Annotated in this window: 21 protein-coding genes; all 21 read right to left on the bottom strand. The window is 49.7% G+C overall.

Annotated elements, in window-relative coordinates:
• Positions 1–192: 192 nt before the first annotated feature.
• A complete protein-coding gene (spoIVB, locus tag OHJ21_RS02925) occupies positions 193–1,527 on the bottom strand; it encodes a SpoIVB peptidase (RefSeq protein ID WP_100536248.1) in 1,335 nt (444 codons plus the stop codon).
• A 100-nt stretch (positions 1,528–1,627) separates the two neighbouring features.
• On the bottom strand, positions 1,628–3,367 hold the full coding sequence (gene recN / locus OHJ21_RS02920; RefSeq protein ID WP_326112219.1) for a DNA repair protein RecN: 1,740 nt from the start codon (positions 3,365–3,367) through the stop codon (positions 1,628–1,630).
• Positions 3,368–3,417: 50 nt separating this feature from the next.
• Complete coding sequence (ahrC, locus tag OHJ21_RS02915) at positions 3,418–3,867, bottom strand: transcriptional regulator AhrC/ArgR (protein ID WP_100536246.1); 450 nt, start codon at positions 3,865–3,867, stop codon at positions 3,418–3,420.
• A 17-nt stretch (positions 3,868–3,884) separates the two neighbouring features.
• A complete protein-coding gene (locus tag OHJ21_RS02910; protein ID WP_100536245.1) occupies positions 3,885–4,376 on the bottom strand; it encodes a hypothetical protein in 492 nt (163 codons plus the stop codon).
• Between the two features lie 68 nt (positions 4,377–4,444).
• Positions 4,445–5,317, bottom strand: coding sequence for a TlyA family RNA methyltransferase (locus OHJ21_RS02905; protein WP_100536244.1), 873 nt, complete (start codon positions 5,315–5,317; stop codon positions 4,445–4,447).
• Between the two features lie 20 nt (positions 5,318–5,337).
• Positions 5,338–7,245 (bottom strand): 1-deoxy-D-xylulose-5-phosphate synthase, encoded by a 1,908-nt coding sequence (gene dxs / locus OHJ21_RS02900; RefSeq protein ID WP_486019280.1) that lies wholly within the window; start codon positions 7,243–7,245, stop codon positions 5,338–5,340.
• Between the two features lie 109 nt (positions 7,246–7,354).
• Positions 7,355–8,278 (bottom strand): polyprenyl synthetase family protein, encoded by a 924-nt coding sequence (locus OHJ21_RS02895; RefSeq protein WP_207797494.1) that lies wholly within the window; start codon positions 8,276–8,278, stop codon positions 7,355–7,357.
• Complete coding sequence (gene xseB / locus OHJ21_RS02890) at positions 8,253–8,513, bottom strand: exodeoxyribonuclease VII small subunit (protein WP_009591232.1); 261 nt, start codon at positions 8,511–8,513, stop codon at positions 8,253–8,255. The genes OHJ21_RS02895 and xseB overlap by 26 nt, the downstream gene beginning before the upstream one ends.
• Positions 8,503–9,873, bottom strand: a complete 1,371-nt coding sequence (gene xseA / locus OHJ21_RS02885; protein WP_100536242.1) for an exodeoxyribonuclease VII large subunit — start codon at positions 9,871–9,873, stop codon at positions 8,503–8,505. Before xseA ends, xseB begins: the two co-directional genes overlap by 11 nt.
• 1 nt (position 9,874) lies before the next feature.
• Complete coding sequence (gene folD, locus OHJ21_RS02880) at positions 9,875–10,735, bottom strand: bifunctional methylenetetrahydrofolate dehydrogenase/methenyltetrahydrofolate cyclohydrolase FolD (RefSeq protein WP_100536241.1); 861 nt, start codon at positions 10,733–10,735, stop codon at positions 9,875–9,877.
• Between the two features lie 61 nt (positions 10,736–10,796).
• Positions 10,797–11,255 carry a transcription antitermination factor NusB gene (nusB, locus tag OHJ21_RS02875; protein ID WP_100536240.1) on the bottom strand — a complete coding sequence of 153 codons (459 nt, stop codon included), beginning with the start codon at positions 11,253–11,255 and terminating at the stop codon, positions 10,797–10,799.
• 176 nt (positions 11,256–11,431) lie between these two features.
• The gene (locus OHJ21_RS02870; RefSeq protein ID WP_006209372.1) at positions 11,432–11,665 is read right to left on the bottom strand and encodes a DUF2273 domain-containing protein; all 234 of its coding nucleotides are present in this window, start codon (positions 11,663–11,665) and stop codon (positions 11,432–11,434) included.
• A 15-nt stretch (positions 11,666–11,680) separates the two neighbouring features.
• Positions 11,681–12,220, bottom strand: coding sequence for an alkaline shock response membrane anchor protein AmaP (amaP, locus tag OHJ21_RS02865; RefSeq protein WP_100536239.1), 540 nt, complete (start codon positions 12,218–12,220; stop codon positions 11,681–11,683).
• Positions 12,221–12,291: 71 nt separating this feature from the next.
• Positions 12,292–12,705, bottom strand: coding sequence for an Asp23/Gls24 family envelope stress response protein (locus OHJ21_RS02860; protein WP_009591235.1), 414 nt, complete (start codon positions 12,703–12,705; stop codon positions 12,292–12,294).
• Between the two features lie 118 nt (positions 12,706–12,823).
• Entirely contained in the window at positions 12,824–14,167 is a 1,344-nt protein-coding gene (gene accC / locus OHJ21_RS02855; RefSeq protein ID WP_100536238.1) for an acetyl-CoA carboxylase biotin carboxylase subunit, read from the bottom strand.
• Positions 14,168–14,221: 54 nt separating this feature from the next.
• Positions 14,222–14,725, bottom strand: coding sequence for an acetyl-CoA carboxylase biotin carboxyl carrier protein (accB, locus tag OHJ21_RS02850; RefSeq protein ID WP_100536237.1), 504 nt, complete (start codon positions 14,723–14,725; stop codon positions 14,222–14,224).
• A gap of 169 nt (positions 14,726–14,894) precedes the next feature.
• Positions 14,895–15,767, bottom strand: coding sequence for a SpoIIIAH-like family protein (locus OHJ21_RS02845; protein ID WP_100536236.1), 873 nt, complete (start codon positions 15,765–15,767; stop codon positions 14,895–14,897).
• A gap of 65 nt (positions 15,768–15,832) precedes the next feature.
• Positions 15,833–16,477, bottom strand: a complete 645-nt coding sequence (gene spoIIIAG / locus OHJ21_RS02840) for a stage III sporulation protein AG (protein WP_207797445.1) — start codon at positions 16,475–16,477, stop codon at positions 15,833–15,835.
• A 14-nt stretch (positions 16,478–16,491) separates the two neighbouring features.
• Positions 16,492–17,214 (bottom strand): stage III sporulation protein AF, encoded by a 723-nt coding sequence (spoIIIAF, locus tag OHJ21_RS02835; protein ID WP_100536234.1) that lies wholly within the window; start codon positions 17,212–17,214, stop codon positions 16,492–16,494.
• A 42-nt stretch (positions 17,215–17,256) separates the two neighbouring features.
• A complete protein-coding gene (gene spoIIIAE / locus OHJ21_RS02830) occupies positions 17,257–18,465 on the bottom strand; it encodes a stage III sporulation protein AE (RefSeq protein ID WP_100536233.1) in 1,209 nt (402 codons plus the stop codon).
• 15 nt (positions 18,466–18,480) lie between these two features.
• Positions 18,481–18,870 carry a stage III sporulation protein AD gene (gene spoIIIAD / locus OHJ21_RS02825; RefSeq protein WP_071223846.1) on the bottom strand — a complete coding sequence of 130 codons (390 nt, stop codon included), beginning with the start codon at positions 18,868–18,870 and terminating at the stop codon, positions 18,481–18,483.
• Between the last annotated feature and the right edge of the window lie 4 nt (positions 18,871–18,874).

Below are 18,874 nucleotides of genomic sequence, written 5' to 3'. Positions count from 1 at the left end.
GTGCTCCTCCTTTATCAGATCAGTTGTTATTTTAGAACATTTTCTTGTGTATAAAGTTTTCGACATACTCATTTAAATTCCTTCTGTCGAAAATTATTTTTCTTTATTTTTTTTTGAAGTTGATTTATAATTAAATATTTTGTTTCAAATTAATCTCTAATTCGTTATTTTACGACAAAAAATCTCAAGGCATTAACCTGCCTTAAGATTTTGAGGAGTTGATTCTGTAGATTGTAGTACGCCGGAGTCCTGAAGCATCCATTCGATAAAGCATCCATACCCCGATTTCGGATCATTTACAAAAACGTGGGTTACCGCTCCTATCAGCTTGCCATCCTGAACGATTGGACTGCCGCTCATGCCTTGTACGATTCCGCCTGTCTTCTTAAGCAGTCTCGGATCGGTAATACGAAGTACAAGTCCTTTCGTTGCGGGAGTATCCTGTTTGGAGACGTGTACGATCTCCACTGTAAAACGTTCAACCTCTTGGCCTTCTACGACAGTTAAAATTTCTGCAGGACCTTCCTTAACCTCATGGGATAAAGCTACGGGTATTGGCTCCTGATACAAACCGTGTTCAGGAAGATTATTCATTTTACCGAAGATTCCGAAATGAGTATTACGCTCAACATTGCCCAATATCTTGCCGTCTTTTGTGAAGGTTGCCCGTTTTTCTCCCGGCTCGCCTTCTTCACTTCGGCTAATGGATGTAACGTTGGACTGAACGATCTGGCCGCTTCCAACATCAATGGGGGTTTGAGTATTCATATCGGTAATGACATGGCCCAGAGCTCCGTAGACTTTTTGGTGAGGCGCATAGAATGTTAAAGTTCCTACACCTGCTGCAGAATCACGGATATACAGACCAAGGCGCCAGCTTTGATCTTCTTGATCATATGCCGGACTGAGCTTTGTTGTCATTTCTTTGCCGCCCCGCTTAAAGGAGATATCCAAGGGCCGGTTGGCTTCACCGGCCTTCTTGACGATGTCAGCGACCTTTGTTACATCATTAAGCGGCTTTCCATCCATCTTGGTAAGCAGATCGCCAACCCTCAGGCCAGCTGCTTCTCCAGGAGACACTTTAGCACCGTTTTGAACGCGTACCAGATGATGCCCAACGACCAGTATACCGGAGGATTTCACTTTGACGCCGATGGTTTGACCTCCTGGAATGACCTTGAGTTCGGGGATCACCTTCACATGAACTGTCTTCAGAGGAATTTTACCAAATAATTTCAGGGTAACTTCGGCATTTCCGCTTTGCTGGGGATTCAGCTGCAGTGGATGCTTTAGCGATACTTGAAGTTTTGACTCGCGGGAGCCGTTGAGCTGCAGGACATCCGGGCGATCAACTGAAGCGAGGGCTTGAACAGGCATGGCAACATCAAGACGGGACTGCTGACCGGAAATCAATCTCAGCTCATTGGGCAATGAAGCAAAAGACTGGACAGGATCAGCAGTTCCAATGAAACAAAGAAGGAAAGCAAGAACGAAACCGAGCAGTTTTCTCCTGAGGTTGGGCTTCAATGGCTGTCACGCTCCCTTTTTCTTCTTTCGCTTGACGAAAAGGTGGTCGCCAATTGCGTACCTTTAAGTTACCCTGCCCTTAAGGATTTATAACTGTCAATCATTGACCCAAAGCCTTTCTGGAAGCCTTTTGCGCTGCCGCCAGATTGAGCATTTCTTGGGCATGATGAAGTGTCTTTTCGGTGATCTCGACTCCGCCAAGCATCCGTGCAAGCTCCTTTACACGCCCCTCTTCATTCAGGTTTTCTACTTGCGTCATCGTTCTGGAGGCTTCCAGCTTCTTCTCGATTAAATACTGATGATCCGCCATGCAAGCGACCTGCGGCAAATGCGTAATGGAGAACACCTGACAGGTTTTGGCCAACAAAAACAGCTTCTCCGCAATCGATTGGGCAGCCCTTCCACTGACACCTGTGTCGACTTCATCAAAGATTAAGACCGGTATTTGATCATGACGGGCAAATATACTCTTCATCGCCAGCATAATTCTGGACATTTCTCCACCCGAAGCAATTTTGGCAAGCGGACGCAGAGGCTCACCCGGATTGGCGGATATCAGGAATTCAGCCGTATCCATACCTTGTCTGGTCAACCTTACTTTATGTCCTTCATATTCGTAACCGTTAGGATCCAGCTGCAGTTCCATCCGAACCTCAAGCGAGGTTCGTTCCATTTGAAGATCCTTCAGTTCCCCCTCCACTTGCCGTGCTAAATCTTGCGCACACTGCTTGCGGGCAATACTAAGCTCTTTAGCGCTAACCAACAGCACACTTAACAGCTCGTCACGACGCTGTTCCAACGCTTGAATAAATTCGTCCTTATTCTCCAGCATATCGGTTTCCTGCTGAATTCTCACGTAGTATTCCAGAATTTGCTCTACATTATCCCCATATTTTCGGCGCAATCCGGAGATCATATCTAAACGAAGCTCAATTTCATTCAGCCGTTCCGGATTGAATTCAATGCTGTCGCGATAATCCCTAAGCTGGAATACCGCATCCTCCAGCTGATAATAAGCGGATTGCAGCTGCTCAACAAGCGGCTTTAGCCCCTTCTCATCGTACCCGGACACATCCTCCAATCGAGATAGGGCACGGCTGACGGATTCCAGTCCCGAGGACCCGTACAATAGGTCGTATGCTCCGGCAACGGAATCCATCATCTTCTCGCTGTGGGACAGCTTGGTTCTTTCTTCGGACAATTCCTCGTCCTCACCGGTTTTCAACTCCGCAGCCGCGATCTCCTCCAGCTGAAACCGATACATATCCAGCATTTGATACGCCTTCTGGCTGGTCTCCTGCAGGTCCTTGAGCTCTCTCTCGACTTTACTGAATTCTCCGTACAACGCTTGATACTTCTGCTTGGCAGGCCCTATGACCTTATCCCCGTACGTGTCCAGAAGACCCATATGCTGCTCTGAACGCAGCAAGCTTTGATGTTCATGCTGACCATGGATATTGATGAGCTTTTCTCCAACTTCACGCAGCATGCTTAAGTTTAGCAGTTGTCCGTTAATACGCGACGTGCTTTTTCCTTGAGATGTCAGTTCTCTCCGAATTAATAAATGCTCTTCCGGATCCGCTTCAACCCCCAGCTTCTTCAGTGTTTCCCATACGGGATGCTCCACAGGCAGCTCAAACAGAGCTTCAATCTCCGCTTTGTCGCATCCGTAGCGAATCAGATCAGCCGAACCGCGGCCGCCAGCAATTAATCCGAGCGCATCAATAATGATGGACTTACCTGCTCCGGTTTCCCCCGTCAGTACGTGAAATCCCGGATAAAAATGCACATCCACGCTTTCTACAACAGCCAGATTCCGAATGGATAGCGTGTTTAACATGTTTCCCACCTCCGCTACTGCTTAAAACTGCCAATGAATCACAATGTTTATTACGAAATGAAATTTTTAATTTGGGCAACGACATGTTCCCCGTCATCTTCCGTTCGGCAAATCAGCAATATCGTGTCATCGCCGCAAATGGTGCCCATGATCTGGGACCATTCCATATTATCGAGCAGCACGGCAACCGAATTAGCTGTCCCGGGCAAGCATTTCATGACTACAAGATTACCGGTACGGTCAATGTAAACAAAATTATCGACAAGCGCTCTTTTGAGCTTCTGCACAGGGTTATAACGCTGATCCGTCGGCATGGAGTATTTATATCGCCCATCATCTGTAGGCACCTTAATGAGCAGCAGTTCTTTTATATCACGTGAAATCGTAGCTTGAGTGACCTGAAAACCTTCCGCACGCAATGCGTCTACAAGCTCATCCTGTGTCTCAATATCCTGGTGGGTAATAATATCCCTGATTTTAATATGGCGTTGTCCCTTCATAAAGAGCCTCCTGAGTATTAACTGTTGTAATCATCTTGACCAATCCATTCTTCGTCCGACCAATCCATGCTTAAACGGTGAATCGACTTCTCATTCACGTCGATATAGAGCAGACCGGCACATTCGGGATACAGCAGCAAAAACGGCATCAACCGATCGCGAATGCCAGAGCCCGTCCACTCGACCGGCATCCGTTCCCGTGCCAGCTTCACCATGTACAGCTCGCCACTGTCATCGGATGCAACGTAATCTATAAACAACCGACTCAAGATGGGTCTCTGTCCCGTTTCAAATGACAAGTTTATTTTTACTTTGCCCCCAACCACGTCATATCCTTCTCGTTCGAGCATCCCAATGGCTGGGTGATCTGGAATGTGTTCATTTATCGGGATGCCCGGCAATCGATCCGGTGATGGCGACATCAGCCAACGATTCAGCCTATAACCGATAAGCAAGGCAATGACGACACCAAGCAATATCATTAATAACCAATCATAACGCTCATTCATCCTCTCACCTCGAATTTTGTATTCGCGGATGAGAACATGAATTCCTCTTTTTCAACAAAAGAAACCCATCATTTCGATGAGTTTCCTGTGAATGTATGAGCCGCTTGCGTTACGACGGTATCAATCCATTGACTCAGATGGACAGAATCTTGTCCATCTTCCTGAGCCGGTTCTTCCGAGCTTTCAGTAACCTCTGGCTCTAATCGCCAGTGGGCCAGGAATTCGATATTGCCTTCCCCTCCCGTAATCGGAGAGAACGTAAGATTTTTTAATTTAAACCCAATTTCATCCGCAAACGTCAGCACCTGCGTTAAGACTTCCCTGTGCACCTTTGGATCTCGAACCACACCGGATTTACCAACCTTCTCCCGCCCTGCCTCAAATTGAGGTTTGATCAGAGCAGCTACATCGCCCGGTTTATCCAGGAGCATCTTCAAAGGCGGTAAAATAATGCGAAGGGATATAAACGAAACGTCAATGCTGGCAAAATCAGGCCGAGGGCCACTCAAGTCGTCCGGCGTCATATAGCGGAAATTCGTCCGCTCCATGACACACACGCGTGCATCGTTACGAAGCGACCAATCCAGCTGGTTATAACCGACGTCAATCGCATACACATAACTGGCCCCGTGCTGGAGCGCGCAATCCGTAAAGCCGCCAGTTGAAGAGCCGATATCCAGCATCGTGCGCCCCTTCATATCGATGTCGAATGAACGAATCGCTTTTTCAAGCTTTAATCCACCACGGCTGACATAGGGATGAACCGAGCCTTTGACTTTCAGTTCGGACGTCCTTGGAATTTTCATACCGGCTTTCTCGATCCGCTCGGTTCCGGCATAGACCAGGCCCGCCATAATCGCAGCTTTGGCTTTTTCGCGACTCTCATAATATCCCTGCTCTACAAGCAGGATGTCAATTCGTTCTTTCTGAGATGAATCCATATTATACTCCTGATGGTTTACTAAGACATAAAACTTCTCTTGCCGAGTACGGCTGTCCGGGCATTCTTCAGGCTCCGGATCTCCTGACAAACCGATTCCAATGTCAGCCCTACTTCTTCACGCTGCTGCGGTATGCTTCCGTGCTCAATAAACCGGTCTTCGATCCCCATTAAAGATACGACCGCATCATGGATTCCCTGCTCCGCAAAGAACTCCAGAACCGCGCTGCCCAGACTACCCGCTTGCGAAGCTTCCTCCAGAACCAGCATCGACGTCCCCGTCTCCGCCAGATTCCGCAGCATGCCTCCATCAAGCGGTTTAAGGAAACGGGCATTTACGACTTCTACCGTAATGCCTTCCCGCTTGAGCTGTTCGGCCGCTTCTTCAGCCAATTGAACCATAGGACCCGATGCCAGAATGGCGTATCCTTCGCCAGGACGAACGACTTCCCAAGTCCCGATAGGAATCGGTACCAGCTCGGTGTCCATGGGAACGCCGCGCACATTGTTCCGAGGGTAACGGTAAGCAATAGGTCCCTCATTATAATCGAGCGCTGTTTTCATCATATGACGAAGCTCGTTCTCGTCTTTTGGCATCATAATGACGATATTAGGTATATGACGCATGAAGGCTACGTCATATACCCCTTGATGGGTTTCGCCATCTGCACCGACAAAGCCAGCACGGTCAATCGCAAACATCACGTTGGCGTTATGGCGGCAAATATCATGCACGATTTGGTCGTATGCACGCTGCATAAACGTGGAATACACCGCAAACACAGGCTTCATGCCTTCCATTGCCAATGCTGCGCATAAGGTCGCGGCATGCTGCTCGGCAATCCCCACATCGATCATACGGTCAGGGAATTTCTTGCTGAACGGGATCAAACCGGAGCCTCCCGGCATCGCCGGCGTGACGGCAACGATCCGTTTGTCCTGTTCCCCCAGCTCAACCAGAGTCTGTCCGAACACTTCCGTGTACATCGGATTCCCTACCGCTTTAAGCACTTGACCGGATTCAATCTTATACGGCGTGATCCCGTGCCATTTATGAGAATCGGATTCGGCCGGCCGGTATCCCTTGCCTTTGGTTGTGACGGCATGAATCAGAACGGGTCCGTCCACATTGTCGGCCTGCTTTAACGTATCGATCAGTTTGTTCAGATCATGTCCGTCTACAGGCCCCAGATAGGTAAATCCTAGCTCCTCGAATAAAACGCCGGGAACCATCATATATTTAAGGCTGTCCTTCATCTTCTCTGCCGTCTTGGCGAGTTTGCCGCCGATGGCAGGAATTTTCTTCAGGAGCATTTCCACTTCGTCCTTGGCACGAAGATAATAACGATCAGAACGGATCTTGCTTAAGTAATTGTGCATGGCACCCACATTCGGTGCAATTGACATTTCGTTGTCATTCAGGATGACCATCAGCTTTTTCTGCTCGTGGCCAATATGGTTGAGCGCTTCAAAGGCCATGCCCCCGGTAAGGGCACCGTCACCGATCATGGCGATAACCCGGTTGTTGTCACCTTTCAGATCACGCGCCATCGCCATGCCCATTGCAGCAGACAGCGAGGTGCTGCTGTGTCCTGCTTCCCAGACATCATGCTCGCTTTCGGAACGCTTCACGAAGCCGCACAAGCCTTTGTATTTACGGAGCGTATCAAATTTATCCATCCGTCCGGTCAAGATCTTGTGTACATAGGCTTGATGGCCCACGTCAAAAATCATCTTGTCACGAGGGCTGTCAAAGCAATAGTGCAAGGCCAGCGTGAGTTCAACCACTCCCAGATTCGGTGCAAGATGGCCACCGGTAACGGACAGCTTTTCGACTAGAAAATGACGGATTTGTCCTGCTAAATCCTCGAGTTCGTCTACCGATAGATGTTTAAGTTGTTCGGGATGTTTGATATTTGGAAGAAGCACGAAGAATCTCCCCGCTTTCCTTGATTAAGTTTACGTTTCTTTAGCTGATATGAATTCAGCCATTAACAGACATTATATCACAAAAAAACCGTTTGCATGTAAAGCGTGGTTAGTGATCCCGCGCCATCAAGAAATCTGCGATCTCCAGCAATCTTGAGGGGTCATTGAAATTCCCTTCTGAAATGGCCCGCTTGGCTTCTGCTGTCAGGCGCTCAACTTCACGCCTGGATGCGTCCAAACCGATGAAGAACGGATACGTTACTTTTTCCTGTTTCACATCGCTTTGTACCGGCTTCCCAAGCTTGGACTCATCCCCGACCAGATCCAGAATATCATCTTGAATCTGAAAAGCAAGGCCGATATGATGCCCGAAGGTTCGCAAGGATTCGATTTGGGATTCCGAACATCCGGCAATATGCCCGCCTGCCATCAGCGAGAACATGATCAGATCACTCGTCTTGTGCAGGTGGATATACTCAAGCTGCTCTAGCGTCGTTATCCCTTGTTCGCCCTCCATATCGGCAACCTGACCGCCTACCATCCCCCGCGGACCTGCATACTCCGCAAGATCCTCGACAATCGACAGCACACGTTCAGCCGGAACCCCATGCTTTCTGGAAGCCTGGATTACGCTGTAAAAGGCATGCGTCAGCAAGGCATCACCGGCCAAAATAGCGCTCGCTTCGCCAAAAACCTTATGATTCGTTGGCTTGCCGCGACGATAATCATCATCATCCATCGCTGGCAGATCATCGTGTATAAGGGAATATGTATGGACCATCTCAACAGCGCAAGCGACCGGAAGAGCTGCATCACGATTTCCACCTCCGGCCTCGCAAGCCGCAATGACAAGCAGCGGACGCATTCGCTTGCCGCCTGCCATTAAAGAATACGACATGGACTGGCGAAGGGTTTCAGGAACTTTCCAACTTGGCGGAAAAAGATTGGTTAATTCGCTATCCAGTCTGTCCCAAATCTCATTCATATATTGTTTAATCGGAAGTCTGTTATTCACCCAGTTCACCTGTCTCATCAAGCGTTCCACCAAAAGGCTTACGCTTCAGTTCTCCGCCTTCTTCCACGATCATTTCGATTTTTTGCTCAACCTGCTCCAGCTTTTTGCTGCACATCTGCGACAGCTTCATGCCCTGTTGAAATAAGTCGATCGCTTTTTCCAGCGGCACGTCTCCATCTTCCAACTGCTCTACAATCGTCTCGAGCTGAGCCATCGCTTCTTCAAAACTGATCTCTAATGTTTCATTCGCCATTTTCTTCATCCTCCTTCATTCCCCACACTTGACACTGCAGCTGTCCATCACTGACCCTCACGTTAACCAAATCGCCTAACTGGACATCTTCGATGGATTTGACAAGCTTTTGCTCTTTCTCGTCATACACGAGACTATATCCTCTGGACATAATTTTCAGCGGGCTGAGCGCATCGAGATGCCTCATTTCGGTTTGCAGCTGCGACATCTTGGATTTCATAATCGACTGCATGGCATTCATTAACTGCCGGCTGACCTGATCTTTTCTTCTCGCGGCGAACTCCGCTTGGGTTCGCGGATTATACCGGATTAATCCCTGATGCAGTGATTTTTGCCGCTGGCGGACCAGGGATAACCGGGATTTCAGGTTGCCCTGCAGCCGCTGGGACAGCATGTCCAATCGTTCGGCATGTTGAAGCATATACCGGCGAGGATGAACCAGAACCGGGGAACGCTGGAGCGAAAGTAAACGTTCACGACTCCGCTTAAGACGCTGTTGTAGTCCCTGGTTCAGCTGGCGCTGTCTTTGAACAAGCTGCCCCCTTAGTTCCGCACTGCTCGGTACCGCGAGTTCCGCGGCTGCCGTTGGCGTAGCGGCTCGTAAATCCGCAACAAAATCGGCGATCGTAAAATCCGTTTCGTGTCCAACGGCGGAAATGACGGGAATATCGGATTGATAAATAGCTCTTGCAACGATCTCCTCGTTAAACGCCCACAGCTCTTCCAGTGATCCGCCACCGCGCCCAACGATGAGCACGTCAGCTTCAGCCATGTCATTCATCGTTCGAATAGCCTTCACGATCGAAGGAGCTGCCCCTTTGCCTTGAACCAGCACCGGATATAGTATCGATCTCGCCTGAGGGTACCGTCTCCGGATCGTGATCATAATATCCCGAACAGCGGCACCCGTCGGCGAGGTAATAACACCAATCGTCTTGGGATAACGAGGCAAAGGCCGCTTGCGCTCGGCTGCAAACAAGCCCTCTTCCTCCAGCTTCGACTTCAGCTGTTCATAAGCAAGGTACAAACTGCCGATCCCATCAGGCTGCATTTGGACCGCATAAAACTGATACTGTCCATCCCGCTCATACACTGACACATTGCCCCGGGCAATGACGCGAGAGCCTTCCTTCGGTATAAAAGGGAGCCTCTGGTTATGAGTCGCAAACATGATCGCACGAATCCGGCTGCCTTCATCCTTTAAGGTAAAGTACATATGTCCGCTGGAATGATGGGTGAAATTCGAAATTTCACCTCGGATCCATACGTCGGAGAGCCTGGAGTCGCCTTCCATTTTCATGCGGATATAACGGTTTAAATCCTTAACGGATAATATTCGTCCTGGATCTGCCGACTTCATATCAGCTCAACCCATTCAGCCTTTTGGCGGCTATCAAGGTATTCTGCATGAGCATGGTAATGGTCATGGGTCCCACCCCACCGGGAACCGGAGTAATCGGACCGGACACTTCCTTCACACTCTCAAAGTCAACGTCGCCGGCAAGCTTTCCGTTCTCCAAACGGTTCATGCCGACATCAATCACGACGGCGCCGGGCTTCACGTAACTGGCATCAATCATATTCGCTCTGCCGATCGCAACGACCAGGATGTCTGCTTGACGAGCGATTTCAGCCATATTCCCCGTTCTGGAGTGACACATCGTAACGGTGGCGTTCTCGCGCTGGAGAAGAAGTGATACCGGTTTGCCGACGATATTGGATCTTCCGATTACAACAGCATGCTTGCCTGCAATCTCAATGCCCGTCCGCTTGATCATTTCAATCACGCCGGCAGGCGTGCACGGCAGCAGACTGTCATCGCCTATTACGAGGTTACCCACATTAACCGGATGGAAACCGTCCACGTCCTTTTCCACGGCGATCGCGTCAATGACGGCCTTCTCATGGATGTGCTTTGGCAAAGGCAGCTGGACCAGGATTCCGTGAATAGATTCCTGAGCGTTGAGCTTGTCCACGAGCGCCAGCACTTCTTCCTGGCTGGATTCCGCGGAAAGACGGTGCACCTCGGAATAAAAGCCCAGATCCTGACATGCTTTCTCCTTGTTGCGAACGTAAACATGCGAAGCCGGATCATCACCTACAAGTACAACAGCCAAACCAGGACGGACATTCTGCTTGGACAATTGTTCTACTTCTAACGCAATCCCCTTGCGAATTTCTTCAGAAATCTGTTTTCCGCTAATTATCGTTGCTGCTGTCATCCTAATCTCTCCTCCATTATGATTGAATGATATCGTTTCAGGCTAAGCTTTAGCGTACAGATTAAGACTGACGCAGCTTCACCTTGACTTGATCCAGCTCCTGAATCATTCGGCCCAGTACGCCGTTGACGAATTTCCCTGACTCCTCGGTTCCGAAATGCTTGGACAACTCAATCGCTTCATTAACAGCTACCTTGCCAGGCACATCTTCACGGGAGGTCAGTTCATATACAGCCAGACGCAGGATTTGACGATCCACACGGGAAAGACGACTTACCTGCCAGCCTTTTAAATAATGAGCGAGCAGTTCATCAATCGAATCCTTGGATTCCCATGTTCCATTGACCAATTGCAGCACATACTCCTTCATTTGAACTTCGTCGCCGATGACCCGCTCGGTCTCATTTTCTTCGGCCGCTTCCGAGAGCAGCATCGACACGGCTTCCACACTGTCGACTTCGTTCATCTCCATCTGGTAAAGGCTTTGAACGACAATCTCTCTTGCTACACGTCTTTTCATTTTGTTCCTCCTGTGGACCCTGCTGAATCCATTTTTCTAATTAGTATGATCCATTTGCCGTCAAGACTTGACAACAATTAAAACACCAAAAAAAAACCTGTGAATATCTCTCTCCGCAAAAAAGGCGCACTACACCTGTCCTCAGCATTTTTTCCGGAGAAAGCATATCACAGGGTTCATTTAAACGGCCGCCAGCGCTCGGAAAGCCATCGTCCCCATTCCTGAAAGTGGAACATGGAGCCCTGCTTCAGATCCTTGCGCTTGCCAAATATATAGCCGATAAATACCACTAATGCAAAGAACAGCATATCCCAAAAACCGGATAATAAGTAAATCAGTCCGCACACAAGCCCGCCGGTCACCCCGGCAATTCTTCCTCTGTGACTCTCCCATATTTCTTTCCAAGGCATTGGGGAAGCTCACCTCTATTCCACGCGGCTCTTGAAGCTTGGTGCCTGAACCACGTTAGCAATATATACGGATACGGATGACACGGGTATTCCTGTTGTATCTTCAACAAAGTCGTGCACCTGCTTCTGCACTTCCGTTGTCAGCGTAGGAATGGATTCCTCACCATCTACCACGGCGCGAATCGCAATATCAAGACCCGATTGGGATACCTTGATCCGGGATTTCAAATCCTTGACTCCACGGACGCGCGAAGCCGCCTTCAGGCATAGATTCTCGATCGTCTCCACCGAGATTTGGATGTCACCAAATTCCGTGCGCTGATCGATGGAATTCAGGTTCGAGCGATCGCGCCTTACGGAGATGTAGAAGAAACGGATGCTCAGCAAAAACAAAACCGCAGCTACGATAATTCCAGCCCAGAAAAGGCGTTGTTCCTGAACACTCGTTAATTCATACGGAACAGCGCCACTCAACAGGAGGATGGCAACTACGGATATAACACCGATACTTAAGCTGTAGATAAACAGCAAAAGTCTGTCCATTATTTTGGCCACGATTCAGCACAGCCTCCTTAAAATTAGATTAAACCCTCGACATCGCTGCCCAGGGCTAGCCTGAAACTATTCTATTTCACGCGTTGAGCCAGATCCAATTCTTCCGTCTTCTCTACGGATTTCATGAAATGGACATCATGAATATGTACATTGACTTCAATCACCGTAAGCCCTGTCATATTCTCAATCGAACGTTTCACGTTGCGCTGGATTTCTCCGGCTACTTCAGGAAGACGATGGCCATACTCCACGATGACGGATACGTCAACAGCAGCTTCCCGTTGTCCAACTTCCACTTTGACACCCTTGGATAAATTCTTGCGTCCGAGCAATTCGGCAATGCCGCCTGCAAAGCCTCCGCTCATCCCTGCAACCCCACGTACTTCTACCGTAGCAAGTCCAGCGATGACTTCAATAACCTCCGGTGCAATCTGAATCTCACCGATATCTGTACGTTCAAATTCTGTAGGCAAAGTTTCCGCCATTGTCTCAACACACCTTTCGGAATAAGTTAGCGGATGCACCCGAACTGCATAAGGCATGCGCTCTTATTACTCATACTATACCATTTGGCCAAGTTTATGACAAACTTGGCCAAAGGTTTCAAATCTCATTTTCTTCCAAAAATTTAATATCGAAGTCACCCTTCAAGAAGGTAGGATGGTTCATCAGTTTCTGATGGAACGGGATGGTTGAATAGATCCCTTCAATCTCGAATTCACCCAAAGCGCGCTTCATCTTCGCGATGGCTTCATCGCGGGTCGGCGCCCATACAATCAGCTTGGCAATCATCGAATCATAATAAGGCGAAATGGTATAACCTGGATACGCCGCACTGTCTACCCGCACGCCAGGACCTCCTGGAGGCAAATAGAACTGAATGGTTCCAGGGGCAGGCATAAAGCCCTTGTCCGGATTCTCGGCATTAATCCGACACTCAATGGACCAGCCATTAATAACGACTTCCTCTTGAGTGAAAGAAAGCGTGTTGCCCTCCGCAACGGAGATCATTTCCTGAATCAGATCAACCCCGGTCACCATCTCGGTCACCGGATGCTCCACCTGAATCCGCGTGTTCATCTCCATGAAGTAGAACTGACCGTCCTGGCCGAGCAAAAATTCAAGCGTACCTGCACCGGAATAATTAACGGCCTTCGCGGCGCGAACGGCGGCTTCGCCCATCCGGCTGCGTACCTCTTCACTTAGCACCGGACAAGGAGCTTCCTCAACAAGCTTTTGTCTCCGGCGCTGCACAGAACAGTCACGCTCCCCGAGATGCACGGCGTTGCCATGTTTGTCGGCGATAATTTGAATCTCTACATGCTTCATGCCGGTCAGATATTTCTCCAGATATACGCCTGCATTGCCGAAGGCCTTCTGGGCTTCCTGCTGTGCGTTTGTAATCTGTTTAACCAGCGATTCTTCATCCTCGGCGATCCGAATTCCCTTACCTCCGCCACCTGCAGTAGCTTTGATAATGACGGGATATCCGATATCACGGGCAAGCATAACGGCTTCGTTCAGATCCTCGACCAATCCGTCGGATCCCGGAATAACCGGAACACCTGCATCCTTCATCGTCTGCTTCGCAACAGCCTTATCTCCCATACGGTTGATCGCGTCAGCGGAAGGACCGATAAAGGTAATGTTGCAGGATTCACAAATTTCCGCGAAATCCGCGTTCTCGGCCAAAAAGCCGTAACCGGGATGAATGGCGTCACACTCGGTCAGTGTGGCAACGCTCATGATATTGGTGAAATTCAAATAGCTGTCTTTCGATAACGTAGGGCCGATGCAATAGGCCTCATCCGCCAGGCGAACATGCAGGGATTCCCGGTCCGGCTCCGAATATACGGCAACGGTTGCGATGCCGAGTTCCCGGCAAGCCCGGATGATACGAACGGCAATCTCTCCCCGGTTCGCGATAAGCACTTTTTGAAATGTCATGCAGTAACCTCCTTCGGACTCTTGCGACTCTCGTTCTTGGCGAGTCCCTCCATATTACTCCGGTTTCACCAGAAACAGAGGCTGCCCGAATTCTACAAGTTGACCGTTCTGCGCGAGAACCTCTACGATTTCGCCTTTGATCTCTGCTTCCAGTTCATTCATCAGTTTCATGGCCTCAATGATGCAGACCGTCGATTTTTCTGTCACCTTGTCCCCGGGACTGACAAACGGCCCAGCCTCAGGTGATGGGGAACGATAGAAGGTTCCTACCATCGGTGATACGATTTTATGTAATGAGCTGTTGCTATCCTCCACTGAATCCTGCTGTGGTGCCGCTGCAGGTGCTTGATTCGCCGTATTCGGCTGTGCGATCTGTGGTGCCATCACTTGCTGTGCCGGAATGTACGTTTGCGGCGCTGCCTGATAGTTGTTAACAACCTCGGCTGCGTTGGGTTTCTTAATGGATAAGCGTGTACCTTCGCTCTCAATTTCCAGCTCATGCACGGAAGTTTGATCCACCAGCTTAATAAGTTCCTTGATCTCGTTTAATTTAAACATTATCGACGTTCACTCCTTCACTTTCTTGGAAGCCCTTGCTTAGGACAGTCAGTCAATAGCTTAGAGTATTATATCACAATCGAGCGAAATAGAAAGAGCCCAAGGCAATCCTTAGACTCTTTCGGGTTTATAGTATAACCGTGATTTATGTTGAAATCTGCTGACAAGGTTATGGCGCAACATATTGAACGGTAACTTTATCCGGCGAAACCTTCAATTCCTTCATTACAAGACTCACAATGCCGGCTGCACCTTTGGCATCGAGTTTCTCACTCAGAACGACCACATTATACTTCTCGCTCTCTTCCTTCACAACGGCGTTGCCGTATTGCTGCTGCAGCGCTTCCTCGATGCTGAGAATCACTTCCTCTTTCGCTTCGGCCGCTTTCAGCTGCTCGGTAGCTTGAGCTGTTTGCTCCGGCTTATTCTCATGATTGTCGATTTTTGTCATTAACTCATCGTATAATTTCATGTTTTTTTGTGAGCGGTCCAATTTATAGGACTCCAACTGGGCTTCTGCAGATGATGCATTGGCAGCCACTTGCTCCAGCACTTCTTCATCGGATTTCTTACCATTCGTGGCGCTGCTTGTGTCTTTGGACTCCTCGGTTCCCTCTTTGCCTGTGCTGCTAGCGTCTTTGGAATTCTCGGCTCCCTCTGGGGATTCCTTCACTTCCGGCTCTTCCGTTTTGCCGGCTTCGCCGCTGGCTTTTCCTTGATCCCCTTGCTCACCCTGTGTTGCTTCTGCAGGATCTTCTGTGCCGGCCGCGCCTGTATCGCTCGTTCCAGTCCCTTGCTCATTGGCTCCGGAATCGCCGTCAGTACCTTCTTCAAGCACTTCGTTCACAACCAGCTCGTCGCCCGTACCTGCAGTTCCGTTTGCTTCTTGTCCGGCGCCTGGCTTCTGACCGTCCACTTGCGTGCTCTCGGCAACCGGCGGCGCTTTCGTTCCCGAATCGTCGGTGAATAAGTAGTAAGCTGACAGGATGACCATTAAACTAAGCATGGATACTAACCATATGGTTTGTCTTTTGTTATTCATTTGAACGTTTCCTCCTTTAAATGAAAACCTTGGCACGAATGATCGGATCATTCGATTGGCTGCGGTTATTCCTGTTTACGCGGGACAACGGATATACGATAGGACGGGACATTGAGGCCTCGCTGGATCGCATCGACGATCAAACTCTTTACAACTTCATTCTCGGCTCCTTTGGCTACGACGAGCACCCCCCGGACTTGAGGTTTGATCTTCTTGGTGACGATCGGCGTTTCTTCCCCGGAGGATTCATAGGTGACAATCTGGCCATCACGCTGATAACTTGTTACATGGCGCTTACCTCCGTTAGCATCGGTTTCCTCCGTCAGTTCCTGGGTATCTTTCATGTCACGCTGGACGACCAGTTCTTCTGTCGATTCCACAGTCACCATGACATCGACGGACCCCACCCCAACAATCTGTTCCAGCATCGTTTTGGTGCGCATTTCAAAATCCTGCTCGATACTTTCAAACTCACCGCCGCCGCTGGTTGAAGTCCCGCCTTGGGTCGTTGAGACCGCAGCCGTCTCCGGCGGCGGCTCGCGACCGATATTCTCATGATCCAGCTTCTTCACATTGACGAAGGAGTTGAACAGCATGATCGCGACGCCGATCAGACCAAGAATGATCAACCACCTGAAGGTTTGCATTTTTCTTGCTCCGCCAGCTCCTCCACCAAGCCATTGCTCCAACCGCTTCAACCAATTTCCCATCATCCTCACCTCCGCTACAGCTTTTTATCCTGCTCCTGCCCTGGCATATATATCGTGATCAGATCCGGCTCCAAATCCCATCGGCGGCTAATGTAATCCCGAACCGGCTCTGCTCTTGCTTCTTCGGCCTTGCTGACTGCTTCTGCATTCTCTTTCGCCGCAGCCTTCCCATCTTGTTCCGACTGCATGGATTCAACATTCACCTGAACGGAATCCACAGGCTCTATACCGATGGGCTGCTTATCATCGCTATTCTCTACCTCTGCATTTTCCGATTCACCTCCAACCAGCTTTACGTCAACGGAGCGTATCGTAGCGCCTGCATATCCCTTGTCCGGTCCGGCAGCGGCAGCCAGCACCACCTTGACCTCCTGAACCGCTTCCCCCGTTTCTGCCGCAATCTCTTCTTTCATCACCCGGGCTAATTCGTTGCCTGCCCACTGAAGGCTTTGACTCTGCTGCGTTTCCTTCAGCTTCTCGGCCTGTGCCAGAATATGCTCCAGCTGAACCTCTTCCGGCAGACCCTTCTCCTGTCGCTCCAGCTCCATCGCCAGCTGATTCTCGGGGGGATCCGTAATCAATGTGATAATCGGGCTAAGCAGCGTAAGCAGAATCAACAGGCTCAGGACTAATCTGGCGTAACGTTCAAGCGCCTTGCCGGGCAGTATTAAATCAACGAAGGCTGCAAAGAGAACCACCATGATGACGCTTTTCAACCAACCTCCAAGCCAGTCCATTCGTCATTCCTCCTAAGCATTAGCCGCCTTCTATGTTCTGCCTCACCTCATCATGACGGTAATGTTGCCTGCCGTGAGCAGAATCGTTATGGCCAGGAAGAACATCATACTGACTGCGGCTAAGGCTGCAAAAACATACAGCATCGTCTTTCCAATCGTCTGCAGGCAGGTGCCGATCGGAGTGTCTCCGAGCGGCTGCATAACGGCTGCCGCGACGTTATATATCAAGGCAAGCGTCAAGATCTTGATCGCAGGGAATGCGCATAGGAACAAAATAATGATGACCCCCGCCAGCCCGATTGAATTCTTAACGAGCAATGAGGCCGAGATCACGGTATCCGTTGCATCTGCGAACATCTTGCCGACTACCGGAACGAAATTGCCGGTTACGTATTTGGCTGCCCGGATCGTTACGCCGTCCGTAACCGAGCTAGTAAGTCCTTGGACCGAGATAACACCCAGGAACACGGTAAGGAGCACGCCCAGAACACCCATCGAGACACCTCGCAGCAGGTTGCCAAGCTGAGTCAGCTTGTACTTTTCGGATAGCGAACTAACCAGATGCAGCAGAGCCGAGAAGAACAGAAGCGGAAACACAATCGTGCTGATCAGCGTGCCTACCGTATGTACCATGAAGATGACCAGCGGATGAGCCACCGAGACGGTCACGACATTTCCCATCGAAGCCATCAGTGCAAAGAGTAAGGGAAGCATCGCCATCATGAAATCAATCATTTGGGTAATGGCATCCCGGGCATATCCAATTGCGATGCTGAAGCTATTAACGGCAATGACCAGGACAACCATGTAACAGATGGTATAGGCAACCCGACTCACGGTGCTTTTTTCAAAAGCCGTCTGCAGATTCTCAAGGATCAGACTCATAATGCTCAGCATCACAATGGTTGCCAGCAGCTTGCCGTTATAGAGAACCTCGTGCCACAAATATTTTCCGATACCGGACATAACCCCTTTGAAGCTAAGACCGTCACCGCCCGGCAGCAGCATATCCATCAGGGACGGCGTCTTTCCATCCGGGAAGAATCCGCCGTAATCCTTCATGAGCCGGTCCCAGTATTTCTCGACCTGGTCTGTCGGCAGCTGCTGCGTCTGCTGCTCTACCCACTCATCGGCCGGATTTGCCGCGGCAGCCGCGCTTATCGTTCCGTAGAACCATCCGGACATAAACAACATCAGGATCAGTAGACGAAACACGGCCAAGCCCTTTCGAAGTATTGCTCCTGTAACCATGTCCCCCCACCTTTTTCAAGCCGGGAGGAGCTTCAGGACCGTCTCAATGATGATCCCGATAATCGGTACAGCGAGCACCAATATGAGCACTTTTCCCGCCAGTTCTATTTTGGATGCAATCGATTCCTGTCCGGCATCTCGTACGATCTGGGCTCCCATCTCCGCAATATAGGCAATTCCGATTATTTTCAGAACGGTCTTCAGATAAATGATCTGGACACCGGAGTTCTCCGCCAAATCTTCCAGCATGGATAAGACATTTCCAATCTTCCCGATCAGGAACAGGAAGATGAGAAGCGAGGTCGCCACAGCGAGAAGAAAGGCAAAAAGCGGCTTCTGTTCCTTGACAACCAAGATCAGCACGGTAGCGATGATGCCCAGTCCTACCACCTGGATAATTTCCATAAAA

Source organism: Virgibacillus sp. LDC1 (assembly GCF_025792345.1).
Taxonomy (GTDB): Bacteria; Bacillota; Bacilli; order Paenibacillales; family Paenibacillaceae; genus Paenibacillus_AQ; species Paenibacillus_AQ lautus.
Note: the sequence above shows the minus strand (reverse complement) of the source record. Positions and strands in the feature narration are given on the sequence as shown.